The sequence below is a fragment of the Lacinutrix sp. 5H-3-7-4 genome (assembly GCF_000211855.2).
GTDB lineage: Bacteria > Bacteroidota > Bacteroidia > Flavobacteriales > Flavobacteriaceae > Lacinutrix.
In genome coordinates, this window is the sequence record NC_015638.1 from 730,738 (window position 1) to 743,977 (window position 13,240).

Genomic DNA, 13,240 nt, shown 5'->3' on the forward strand with positions numbered 1-13,240 from the left:
TTAAAAAATTCTTTTCAATACCAGATTAATATCAATCAACAAGATACTAAATACTCCAGCTACAAGAATAAATTTTAAAATATTGTGCAGTATAACATAGTGTATTTTTGTTGAGGATTTCCACAAAAACAATAAAAATATAATAAGTAAACCTATAGCTATATAGAAATAGTAATACATGTAACCTATTTGATATTTATTTATTAAAAAATATAATGGTATTAATGACAGAACAATTAAAAAAGTGATCATTTTTTTTGAAACCGCTTCTCCATAAACTACTGGTATTGTTCTATAATTAAGAGCTAAATCTCCTTTCATATTTTCTAAGTCTTTAGCTAATTCTCTAATTGCAATTATTAAGAACAAAAAAGAAGCATGAACAAATATTACTGTATCGAAGTTTTTATAATATATAAAAATGATGAAAAATGGCGCTATTGTTAATAATGCCGAAATAATATTCCCTAATAAAGGTGTTTTTTTTAATTTATGTGAATAAAACCAAATAGCAAAAATATAGATAGAAAAGAAAACTACAGCACTAAACGAAACATAGCTCGCCATAATTATTGAAGAAAAATTAAGTACAAAATAAAATGACAATTTGGTGTTTTGGCTTACCAACTTATCTAACATTGTTTTGTTAGGCCTATTTATTAAATCTTTTTCTGAGTCGTAAAAACTATTTATTATATATCCTGCTGCTACAACTACTGCAGATGCTAGAACTAGCATAAGTAAATTTATGTCTAGCAGTACTTTTTTTGCAGGAATATTATGAGCGAATATATATACCGAAGTTAAATATTGAGCTATTACAATAACCAAAATATTATATCCACGAACTACAGAAAACAGACTAAAAAATTTAAGTAGAATGTGTTTCTGTTTTCTTGTTAACATGAAATAAAATTATTGAAATTTTTTATTTATAGATAACTTTAAAAATCTCAAGATTATTGTAAAATAAACTTAATATTAGAAATTATATACAACTTCTAATTTATAATCTTTAAGTGATTGTTTTGCTTTTGCAAAATCCTGTGTAAAGCCTAAAATATAACCTCCACCACCAGAACCACAAAGTTTTAAGTAGTAATCATTAGTTTCAATACCTTTTTTCCAAAGATCATGAAATTGCTTTGGTATCATAGGTTTAAAATTATTTAAAACAACTTTAGACAATTGTTTAGTATTATTAAAAAGCGATTTTATATCTCCCTTTAAAAAATCTTCTACACAAGCATCTGTATGTTTTATAAATTGGTCTTTTAGCATACTACGAAAACCATCTTGCTTCATGTTTTCCATAAAAATACTTACCATTGGTGCCGTTTCTCCAATAATACCACTATCTAGTAAAAATACAGCTCCTTTTCCAGATGTACTTTGTGTAGGAATTCCTGTAGCCTCAATATTGTCTTTAGAATTAATTAAAATAGGTAAACTTAAGTAGCTATTTAAAGGGTCTAAACCAGAAGACTTACCGTGAAAAAAAGACTCCATTTTAGAAAATATAGCTTTAAGCTGAAGTAATTTTTCTCTTGTTAAGTTTTCTAAAACAGTAATTTTATTTAGTGCATATTTATCGTAAATAGCTGCTACTAAAGCACCGCTACTTCCAACACCGTAACCTTGTGGTATTGAAGAGTCAAAATACATACCTGCATTAACATCTTCTTTAAGCTTATCTATCTCGAAGGTTACAATTTCACTACTAATGTTTTCTAAATAGAATGTGAATTTTTTTAAACTTTCGTTAGATTTTATTGCTTCTGCTGAAGTATTGTCTTCGGTTTTTAAAGCTCCATTATAAAAATTATAAGGAATTGATAATCCTTTAGAGTCTTTAATTATACCGTATTCTCCGAAAAGTAAGATTTTTGAGTAAAAAAGTGGGCCTTTCATAACAATAGATTTGAGTATTTAGTCGCTATATTTTTATTAAAGTTACATTTTTTTTGCTCCTAAACCTACAGTATCACAAATATAGTGACCGTTTTGGCAATATGCAACTAACTGAGTCTTAATAAACTCTAAAATTTGTTCTTTTTCTTTTTCAGGATATAATATGTGAACATTTGCTCCAGCATCTAGAGTAAAACAAATATTTAAATTGGTTGCTTTTCTAAAACTCCATATTTTATTTATTATCTCTAATGTATTTGGTTTCATTAAAATAAAATATGGCATGCTTGTCATCATCATGGCATGTAACGTTAATGCTTCGCTTTCTACTAATGCTATAAATGCTTTTAAATCTCCAGATTTTAAAATATTTTTTATTTCAGAAATATTATTGTTAGCCTGTTTAAACCTTTGTTTTGCAAATGGATGACCATGCATTAAATTATGGCCTACTGTACTACTCACCTGCTTTTCTCCTTTATCTACTAGCAGGATTGTGTCTTGATAGTTTTTAAAATTATCATGTACTTGGTAAGGATATTTAACACCATATAAATCACTACTATTTTCTATCTCATTATGTGCTCCCCAAACCACTAAGTCTCCTTGAATACTTCTACATGCACTACCCGAACCTAATCTAGCTATAAATGAAGCTTTTTTATTAAAATAGCTTTCTGTAATCTCTGGGTTTAATTGCTTTTCAATACTCATTAAACATAACGCCAATGCACTCATACCAGATGCAGACGAAGCAATACCAGAACTATGCGGAAAAGTATTTTCTGTTTCTATTGTAAATTTTAATGTTTTAAGAAAAGGGAAATATTGTTGAATTCTATTAAAAAAAACTTCAATTTTAGGTTCAAAATCTGGTTTTCTTTCACCATCTAAATACACTTGAAAATCAAAACTATTAGTCGTTTTGGCTTTAGCTTCATATTTCAATTTAGTTATTGTTTTACAGTCGCTTAACGTAAAACTTATAGATTGATTCTCAGGAATTTGATGTTCTTTTTTCCCCCAATATTTAACTAGGGCTATATTACTTGGTGAAGCCCATTTAATTTCTCCGTTTTCAACTGTTGATTTTAAATTAAAAGGGATAAACTCTTCTGCAGTCATTTAAATTTAAATTTTTACAAATATAGTTTTTAATTCTATGAAAAATTTTTACTTTCGCCAAGTAACAAAATTATCATTCGGTTTAGTGATGTTTACCGATGTTTTGTTTCAAATAAACGTGATTATGTTTATTTTTTTTCTAAGAATAACTAACATTAGCTTTCTCAAGACCCCTTAAATCCCTCATCTTGAAGTTAAAAAGCTCTATTACAATCTATACTGTAAATGGACAAAAAACAAAGAATTATTTTAACCATGCTTGAACTTGTGGTTGAGCAAGGTGTTCACGCAACTCCTATGTCTCAAGTTGCCAAAGAAGCTGGTGTTGCTGTAGGAACAATTTATCATTATTTTAAAAACAAAGAGCAAATTATTGAAGAAATCTACTCTATGATTTGTCAAGACTTTGGAACTGTTTTAATGGCTAATGTACCTAAAGAAGATACTTTTGAAAAGCAATACAGAGTTATGTGGTTAAATTTATACAACTACTTTTTAGGAAATCCTCTTGCTTTTAAATTTATGGAGTTTGTTGGTGTACCACCAATTATTAACTCTGAAATTAGATTAAAAAGCGTTATGCATTTTAATACTATAAGAGATACTTTTTTATCTGCAATTTTGAAAAAAGAAGTTAGAGATGTACATGTTCGCTTAATTTTACAAATGTCAATGGGCAATGTAATTTCTGCTACACGCCTAAAGTTTAAAAAAGAACTACCAATGACTAATGTACAAATTGAAGATGCTATTAAAATGTCTTGGGATTCTATAAAAATATAACTTTTAGCTATTAGCTATATTTTGAGAAACAATGTAGGCGCTAGTCCATGCGTTTTGAAAATTAAAACCACCGGTTACAGCATCTACATTGATGACTTCGCCTGCAAAAAAGAGATTTTTATGGTGCTTACTTTCAAATGTTTTAAAATTTATTTCTTTTAAATCTATACCACCAGCTGTTACAAACTCTTCTTTAAAGGTGCTTTTTCCAGATACTGAAAACACTGCTTTTGTAAGTTGATTGTTTAGTTTTTGTAATTGCTCTTTATTTGCGTCTGCCCAACGTAATTGCTCTGTAATTCCGGCTGCCAAAACTAATTTTTGCCACAGCCTTTTGGGTAGGTTAAATTGTGAATAGTTATATATTGCTTTTTTAGAAGCGTCCTTTTTTATTTGTTTTAAAGCTTCAATTGTATCTTCACTTGCTTGATTTACAAAATTAATTTCTATATCAAAATTATAATTACGTTTAGCCAATTCTAAAGCTCCAAAAGCAGATAGTTTTAATATTGCTGGAGCACTAAATCCCCAATGTGTTATTAATAATGGGCCGCTAGATTCTAAGTGCGAGTCTAAAACTTTTACGGTTACATTTTGTGCAACTACTCCCGGAATATCATTAATCCTCGAGTCTTTAATATTAAATGTAAATAATGATGGTACTGGCTTTACAATATGATGGCTAAAACCTTCTAAAAGTTTCCATATTTTAGGATTACTACCTGTTGCGACAATAAGTTTTTTGCCTTTATAAATGCTATTTTTAGTAGTAAGTTCCCAAACTTCATTTTCATTTTTAATGGTATTTACAGATTGATTTTTTAATACTTCTACATTGTATTTATTTGCTTGATTTACAAAACAATCTATTATTGTTTGAGATGAATTTGAAACGGGAAACATGCGACCATCTTCTTCAATTTTTAATTCTACTCCACGTTCTTCAAACCAAGCAATGGTATCTCCAGTCATGAAAGTATGAAATGGTCCTAAAAGCTCTTTTTCACCTCTTGGGTAATTAGTTACCAAGTCCTGAGGTATAAACTCTGCATGAGTAACATTACAACGTCCACCACCAGATACTTTTACTTTAGTTAAAACCTCTTTACCTCTTTCTAAAATGGTTATTTTTAAATCAGGATTTTGCTCTGCAATATTTATTGCTGCAAAAAAGCCTGCTGCGCCACCTCCAATTATAATAACATCTTTAATCATAATACTCTATCGGGAAAATCACTAATTATAGCATTTACATTGTATTTTTTCATTCTTGCAATTGCTTTAGGCGTGTTTACTGTCCATGTATTTATAATATACCCATTTTTTTGGGCATTTTTTACATTGTTTTCACTTAAAAGCGCAAAGTTAGGGTGTAAAATTTTAGTTTCTATAGTTTTTGCAAAAGTAATTGCTTCTTCTAAATTTGCTTTGGTTAAAACACCTAATGGAATTTTAGAATTTAAGTTATACATTACTGTTAGTTCTTTATGCTGAAAACTAGATACTATAAAATTACTATAATTCCATTGTTGGTTTTGTATATAGCTTTCTATTAGTTCTACTGTTTTTGAAGCTGTATTTTTTCCTTTTAACTCAATATTTAAAAGACATTTTTTGTTTATTGTATTTAGCACTTCTTGTAGCGTTGGTATTTTATGCTCTTGTTCAACCTTTAGTTCTTGTAGTTCTTTCAAGGTATAGCTTGATACTTCGCCTGTTCCATTGGTTAAACGATCTAGTGTAAAATCATGAAAAACAACTAACTCTCCACTTTTACATAGGTGAACATCTATTTCTATACCATCAACCTTTAGTTCTAAGGCTTTATTTACAGAAGCTATTGTGTTTTCTGTAACGTATCCTTTTGCGCCTCTATGTCCAATATTTAATGTTTGCATTGTTATGTTTAATATAATTTACAAAGTAAAAAAACCATCAATTTTATTGAGCTAGTCAAAAAAATATGATGGTTTTTTTATTATTTTAATTTGGTTTTAAAAAGATAATCCAAAGCCAAATGTGAATCGTAAACCTTCTGTACTATTAAAGAAGTTAAATGTTCCTTGAATAGAGTCTGCCGCAGATACCCAAAAACCGCCTCCAAAATCACTATGCCATTTATTAGAGTAATCTCCAGGAAACCATACACGACCAACATCTCCACCTGTAAATATTCCTATTTGTAATGGCAATGTAGCTGTACGAAAAGAATTAAATGCATATCTAATATCTGCACTACCTACTAATGAGCTTCTTCCTGTAAAACGTTCGTTTCTATAACCTCTTAATCCATTGTTACCTCCAATATTTGCTGCTTGGTAAAATACAAGATCATCACCAAATCTTACTTGAGCTCTTAAATCTGTCTTTAAAACTAATTTTCTGTTTTGTGATAATGCATTGTAAAATCCTAAATCTGAATTTAAATAACCATAAGTATTTTTAGTTTCTTCTGGTTCTGTTTTTGCTCCTACATTTAATTTAAAAGTCATACCTCTTGTAGGTATAATTTTATTATCGAAACTGGCATAATTATAGTTTCCTTCTAATGCTACAAAAAAGCGTCTAGAATAAAAATCTGTTTCTGGTGTTGTAGGTGAAAATGTAGAAATAAAACGTCCTGGAGTATTTCCTATTTCTATACCTTCTACAATGGCTTTATAACCATAATCACTACCAAAATTTCCTTTTTTAAGCACACCAATACTGGCTTGATATATACTTTTCTTTACACGATTATAATCTAAGTCTAAATCATCGTCTAGGTTTACAGTTTCATTACCATAACCAAAAAAGTTACTTGCAAAATTCTCTGTTGTAATTTTACCAGAAACATGTAAATTCCACTCTCCAAATAAATTTGCAAATTCTCCATCGTAATCTAAACTAAAGCCACTAGTGGCGAAAAAATAGCCTAATTTGAACCTGTGTTGCTGAGAAAAAGGATTTCTCTGAAAGCCTTTTTTAGTAAAAACGGTTGATAGTCCTATTAATACTCCATCGTCTGGATTAAAACCTACATTTGGTATTAGTGTACTGGTGTTAACTATATTTTTATTAAAATCAAAAAGGTTATGGTTGTAAATATCTGATAGTTTTATAACTGCTCCTTTATTTTCTTCTATTGTATTAGGTTTAGATTTATGGTCGTAAACTTTTACACGTCTTCCATTTTTAATTCTATAGATATCGTTATTTTGACCTCCAATTATTCGCGTATAAATTAAGTTATTTGCTTTACCAGATACTTCAAACACATCATCATCATCTAAACCATAAATCCATAACTCTTTTGTTATGTCTCTATTAAATGTTCTGTCTATTAAAACTTCTCCTTTTTCACCATCAATAATTCTTGAAATTTTAACGTTTGTTTCTTTGTTTCCTGTTCTTGTTATTTCGAAAAAATCATCTTTATCTGTTCCTGTAATAATTACAAGTTCGTTAAGGTAATTATAGTAACGTTCTGCAATATCTAATAAGTTTTGTCTACGTCCTTTTAAAAAGCCTTGAATTTCTGTTATAGACTCATCTCTTACTTCTTTTGGAATTCTTTTAAAGGCTTTTGTAATCACATCATCTGTAATATTTTCCTGTAAAAATTTTGCTTGTTTCATCCAGGCTTCCTTATCTGAATTTTGAATTAAAACTTTATCTAGTTTTATTCCTGCACTATTCATCCACTTAATGTCTTTTAGTTCTGCATCGTAAACCTGAAGTTGTTTTGTAGATCCAGAAAGAAACTTCATTATATCTAATAATGCACCATCAAAATTTGAAAACACCTGATCACGATCTCTAGGTATGGGTCTAAATAACTTATCTCCATTTTCTTGATCAAATTGTGCCCAACGCCATTGATCTTGGTGTCTATCCCAATCACCTATAAGCATATCAAAAAGTCTTGCTCTTATGTATGCATTTTCGTCTATTTTATATTTTTCGTCTTCACGTACTTTTTCGATAATGTCATGAGTACTTTCAATATCGTCTGCATAACCAAAGTTTCTTTCGTTGGTGTAATTTTCTTCAGGACGCTCTTCAATCATGTATAATTCACCACCATATTCTGCATTATAATCACCCAAATGTTTATGTTTTGGAATGAAGTATAGTTTTGGGTTTGTATGATAGACCTGAGCTGCATCAGACAGTTCCGGAATTGCAAAAGAGGCATATGGATGTGCTGCCGTGTAAAAATCTAATATTAAATCTTCTACTGTTGTTTTTTCAAATTCATCTTGTATATAAGTTTCCTTAAATAAAACAGCTTGTAAATATTGTGTGGCACTTTTTCTAAGTGCTCGCATATTTAATTCTTTTCCATCTTTTGTTTTTAATCTTAATGATTTTGTTTGGTGACCGCCACCTGCACGTACTATTTCTAAACCTCCATAAAGCGTATCTAGTGTTGCTACTTGAGCTTTAATATTTGTACTGTATACTTTTCTATATCTATCTCCTAATAGTGTTTTATAAACACCAGATTTTTCGGTTTCTTCCTTTGTGTATATTGAAGCGTCCACGGTTTGTGGAAAAGTATCTTCTAATGTTTCTATATCGAAAACATCTTTGTTTTTTGGCATAACTTCTCGTTGAAACACTAACTTAGGTTTTCCTTCTTCTTGTAAATAAATACCAACCCAAGCGCTACCGTCTTTAAAAAAAGTTAACTCTGCAAACCCTTGTTCTCCAGAAGAAAACAAACCATTATTGCTTAAGCCCGCAAAAGAAGCTTTAGACCCAGAACCCGAAACTATTTGTCGTATTCCATTATTTTCAATGTATTGCATTGTATGCTCATGACCAGATGCAAATACAATATTATCGTACTCTAAAGCCATTGTTTCAATTCTGTTCATTAATTCGTTATAACGTTCATTATAACGGTCTTGAATAGATACACCACCTTGAGTTCTTACTTGTGCTAACAAAGATGCTAAAATTGGCAAGGGTACATTACTTTGCGTTGGAAACAAATGTTTTCTTGCTGCATATTGCCCACCATGAATTGCATTTGTATACATTGGGTGATGCATTGCAAATACTATACGTTTACCTTGTGCTTTTTTTAATTCGCCTTCTAATTCTTCAAAAAAACGATCTCTTGTTTTTATTTCACATTCATCATTTATTGTTGGCGTATCATTCCAGTTTTCTAAATACCATTGTGTATCTACAACTATTAACTGTATTTTTTCGCTAATGTCTATACTCTCTAACGGACATCCATTTTCTGGCTGAAAAGTATTTTTACCAAGCGCCTTTTCTATATATTTTTCTTCTCTTTTTACACCCTTAACACCATCTGCATACCAATCGTGGTTTCCTGGTATAAACACAACATCTCCCTTAAAACCTTCTAACGCTTTTACTTGAGCATTTAATGCGTTTTCACCTTCTGCTCTACCTTTTTCATCTTTCGCTGGTAATCCATCTGGGTAAATATTATCACCTAAAAATACAGCCACATCTTTTTTTGTAGCCTTATTTGATATATGATTTTTAAAAGCCTGGAGTCCAAGAGACATTCCATTCATTGGTGATTTACCTGCATCACCAATTAAATAAAACTTTCTATTAATTTCTTTATTTGGCAATGTTGCGTTTTTATCGTTTTCATCTCTATATTTTGACTTATACGTTGCACAACTTGATATAAAAAGAAAAATAATAATTGTTAGAATTATGTTATTTTTAGTCATAAAGGAAATTGATGGTTAATTTTTTAGTAATTTGGTTTCTTAAAACCTATAATTAGTATGTCTGAGATTATTGAAAAAGCCGAGAAGTTTGTCTTAAATTTATTTAAAGAACAGCTTCCAAATACTTTTATATATCACGATTTCACCCACACAAAACGAGTGCTTAAAAGTACAAAAGAATTAATTGAAAACTCTCAAATAAATGTTAATGAGGAAGAAATATTACTTTTAGCCGCTTTATTTCATGACACTGGATATATTAAAACTAGGGAAGGACACGAAGAAGAAAGTGTTATTATTGCAACAAATTTTTTAGAAGAAGAAAACGTCTCTAAAGATATAATTGATGGTGTTAATAAATGCATCATGGCAACAAAATTTAAAGATTCGCCAAATGGTAAATTAGAAGAAATTATAAGAGATGCAGACGCTTCTCATTTTGCTAAAGATTATTTTGAAGAAGCTAGTGAGTTTTTAAGAAAAGAATACGAGGTTCAAGGTATACGAAATTATACTGCCAAAGAATGGTTAAAAGAAAACATTAGTGTTTTAACAGAAAAACACCGTTACTACACTCCATATGCTATAAAAAACTGGCAACCAGTTAAAGATGAAAATCTAGCAAAATTAATTAAAAGAAGAAAAAAGAAAAAAGCGAAAGAAAATAAAGAACGCTTAAAAGCAAAATATAAAGCACAGTATAAAAATGAGAGTCCAGAAAGAGGTATTCAAACCTTTTACAGAGTTGCCTTAAGAAACCACATTAAACTTAGTGATATTGCAGATACTAAAGCCAATATTTTACTATCTGTAAATGCCATTATTATTTCGGTTGTATTAGGTAATTTAATTTCAAAACTTGATACAAACCCATATTTAACTTACCCAACGGCTGTTTTTACTCTTTTTTGTGTAATCTCTATGATTATGTCTATAATTGCTACGCGACCAAATGTAACAAGTGGAGAGTTTACCAAAGAAGATGTTGAAAATAAAGAGGTAAACTTAACCTTTTTTGGAAATTTTCATAAAATGGGACTTAAAGAATTTGAATGGGCAATAAACGAACTTCTTAAAGATAAAAATTACGTCTATACATCACTTACCAAAGATTTATACTATTTAGGAAAAGTTTTAGAGCGTAAATACCGCATACTACGTATAACCTATACTGTATTCATGACAGGAATAATAATATCTGTAATATTCTTTGCTTATGCTATAAAATCTAATCCTGGAGTAGACATACAAGATGTTTTAGAAAAAGAAGAACCTACAGCTTTAAAAGTAAATAATACCAAGCTTAAAAATGCGTTTTATTTAAACTAGCCTTTTATCTCTTTTATTAAATCGTTGTAAGTATAAAATTCTTTTTTATTAGATTCTTTTTGATACAAAACGTTAACTCTAATAGCTTTTAAACCAGTTACACCTTGTAAATCTTCTAACTCTAAAATTTCAACCTCATCACCTAATTTATGTTTAGATTGTAAAAATCTCACATATTTTAGGTACTCAAATTCGTCCTCTTGTTGTGAGTAAACAATAGTTAGTTTCCCTTTTGCCGTAATACGTTCTTCGGTACCTTTTATATTTGCTTTATCTACACGTTTTTTTACAACCTCGTATCTGGCATTATAAGTACCATCAACATCAAAGTGTTTTTCGTCTGTTCTAAACCTAATTGATAAGGGCTGATTAAAAACCAAGATCATAGAAGCCACATCTAAAGCTATTGGATATTTATGTTGCTTATTATAGAAAGCGGTTTCCATATCAATCATTACCTGCATTTGCCATAAACGCAAATTATATAAGTAAATTTCGTTAAAAGAATCTTCTTTGGTTATTGCTTCACCAATGTACATATTATGCTCAACACCATCGGTTTTAAAGCGTTCAAAAAAGTGAGGATACATAGCTTGTGCTTCAACTTGCTTTTTATCTAATAAAGAAGACATGTTCTTATTTATTAAACTAATGGTATCATCATAATTTTTACGATAAAAATAAATAACGTCCAACTCATTATCAATTTTGCTAAAGTAATCTTCAACATCATGAGTTAAATACGGTTTTGTTTTAAGCTGAAATTTAAATAAAGGCTCAATTTCATATTTAAAGAATTGAGTTATTTTTTGCTCGCTATCTACTTTAAAGTTACTTTTTAAATCTTTTTGATAGGCTTTTACTTGAAATAATAATTGTTCAAAAATTGGTAATTGCTCTTTTTTAAATGCCGCTTTTACAATTTTATCAACCATTTTAAGCTGAAGCGCTAAATCTTTTTGAGTTGCAATATTTCTGGCTTCTGATGAGCCTTTAACATCTATTTGCCCAAATAAAGGATAAACATTATCAAAACTAATTCTCTTAAAAGCAGGATTTTCATTTCCATTATATTCCTCCTTCATAAACTGCCTTGCAGCACTTTCAAATTTCCATTTAACACTAGGATGTATAGATGTGCATTCTCGCTGTATAATGGCTTGAATAAGGTTTTCCTCGTCTAATCTTGAGCGTTTTACTGCCGATAAAATAAACGGCATTACATCTACTAATTTATTAGAGTTTATACTATTTAAAGCTTTTGGTGTTTTAGAAACTAGCTCTAAAACTGCTAATAACTCACCGTTTTCTGCAATTGGAGCAAAAATGGCACTTTTGAAACCTTGCTCTTTTAAAACTTTTACTTGAGGCGATTTATCTTTTAAATTCTCAAAGCTTTTATCTACATTAGATATAGTAAAATTTGTCTTGTTTTTTAAAATTTTATCGTAGCTATAGTGGCAAAATAAATTTTCGCATTTAAATTCTTCTTTAGCTTTTAATAAAAAACTACTTATGCTAGAATCGTGCACCTTCATCAAGGTGTTTTCTTCTTTATTAAAAATTGAAAACCCTACTTCTAAGTCTTGAACTCCTAATAGCGATCTAAAAACCTTTTGAAAGTCACCCATAAAACTTTCTGTTTTACGCTTGTTACTTCCAATTAAAGTAGTTTTAATATTAGAAATAGATTGATCGTCTGTAACATCAAAAATATTAGAAATTACAAATCCTTTAGAAACATAACTATTAGGCGGAAATTTTTCTTTCCAAAGATCTACATTTTCAAAATTATCTAACAACTCATCAAAATCGTCATTAGTTAATTTTGGTGCGTTTTCTGTTGGAATAATTTCCATAAAATCAGCATTATAAAGTATTTTATAAATTCTAACAATACCGTTTTTATCTGGAATTTCGTAATACAGCGGACGCTTAAAATTAATTTCATAATTATAATAGAAACCCATTATAATTGTACAACTTAAAATATACCAATCATCTTCTGGCATATTTTTTATAACCAATTCAAAATCTGGACCAGCTTCTTTTATAATTTTTTTAAAACGCTTCGATGCATTAAAAATAAAATTATGATAAGGAACGCTTGCTGTTTTAATTTCGTTTAGACTTAATACTTCACTAAAAGAATCTTGCATTAAAACTTGAATTTCCTTTTCATGCTTTTTTAAAACCGAAGTTTTACTAAAACCATCCCTAAGTATGGGAAATGGTTTTTGAGTTTTAAGTATACGACGTGCTTTGGCAGCAATAAACTCATCATCGCTATTTGCCAATTCCTCATAGCGCTCAATAAGTTTATTAAAACTTATCTCTAACGTAAAGGGTAAATTAATATTGTCGTTTAGGTCTAAAATCATTGTGTT

9 protein-coding genes are annotated in these 13,240 nt (G+C 29.6%); 2 read left to right on the top strand and 7 right to left on the bottom strand.

The features are described from left to right. The 3 genes from LACAL_RS03335 to LACAL_RS03345 all read right to left on the bottom strand — a co-directional run bounded on the left by LACAL_RS03335 (window position 1) and on the right by LACAL_RS03345 (window position 3,036). Complete coding sequence (locus LACAL_RS03335) at window positions 1-906, bottom strand: geranylgeranylglycerol-phosphate geranylgeranyltransferase (RefSeq protein ID WP_013869288.1); 906 nt, start codon at window positions 904-906, stop codon at window positions 1-3. A 75-nt stretch (window positions 907-981) separates the two neighbouring features. Next, window positions 982-1,911: a mevalonate kinase gene (locus tag LACAL_RS03340; protein ID WP_013869289.1), complete on the bottom strand. Its 930-nt coding sequence runs from the start codon at window positions 1,909-1,911 to the stop codon at window positions 982-984. Window positions 1,912-1,953: 42 nt separating this feature from the next. Beyond that, a complete protein-coding gene (locus LACAL_RS03345) occupies window positions 1,954-3,036 on the bottom strand; it encodes a diphosphomevalonate/mevalonate 3,5-bisphosphate decarboxylase family protein (RefSeq protein WP_013869290.1) in 1,083 nt (360 codons plus the stop codon). 225 nt (window positions 3,037-3,261) lie between these two features. On the opposite strand from LACAL_RS03345, the gene LACAL_RS14955 reads away from it, so the two are divergent. Continuing rightward, entirely contained in the window at window positions 3,262-3,819 is a 558-nt protein-coding gene (locus LACAL_RS14955) for a TetR/AcrR family transcriptional regulator (RefSeq protein ID WP_013869291.1), read from the top strand. Between the two features lie 3 nt (window positions 3,820-3,822). Here LACAL_RS14955 and LACAL_RS03355 read toward each other — a convergent pair whose 3' ends face one another. The 3 genes from LACAL_RS03355 to LACAL_RS03365 form a co-directional block, all read right to left on the bottom strand. After that, window positions 3,823-5,034, bottom strand: a complete 1,212-nt coding sequence (locus LACAL_RS03355) for an NAD(P)/FAD-dependent oxidoreductase (RefSeq protein ID WP_013869292.1) — start codon at window positions 5,032-5,034, stop codon at window positions 3,823-3,825. After that, window positions 5,031-5,717, bottom strand: coding sequence for a glycerophosphodiester phosphodiesterase family protein (locus LACAL_RS03360; protein ID WP_013869293.1), 687 nt, complete (start codon window positions 5,715-5,717; stop codon window positions 5,031-5,033). Before LACAL_RS03360 ends, LACAL_RS03355 begins: the two co-directional genes overlap by 4 nt. Window positions 5,718-5,813: 96 nt before the next feature. Next, a complete protein-coding gene (locus tag LACAL_RS03365; protein ID WP_013869294.1) occupies window positions 5,814-9,524 on the bottom strand; it encodes a metallophosphoesterase in 3,711 nt (1,236 codons plus the stop codon). Window positions 9,525-9,581: 57 nt separating this feature from the next. On the opposite strand from LACAL_RS03365, the gene LACAL_RS03370 reads away from it, so the two are divergent. After that, a complete protein-coding gene (locus LACAL_RS03370; protein ID WP_013869295.1) occupies window positions 9,582-10,853 on the top strand; it encodes a Pycsar system effector family protein in 1,272 nt (423 codons plus the stop codon). On the opposite strand, the gene LACAL_RS03375 is transcribed toward LACAL_RS03370, so the two are convergent. Next, window positions 10,850-13,234 carry a cell surface protein gene (locus LACAL_RS03375; RefSeq protein ID WP_041301274.1) on the bottom strand — a complete coding sequence of 795 codons (2,385 nt, stop codon included), beginning with the start codon at window positions 13,232-13,234 and terminating at the stop codon, window positions 10,850-10,852. The genes LACAL_RS03370 and LACAL_RS03375 overlap by 4 nt on opposite strands. Between the last annotated feature and the right edge of the window lie 6 nt (window positions 13,235-13,240).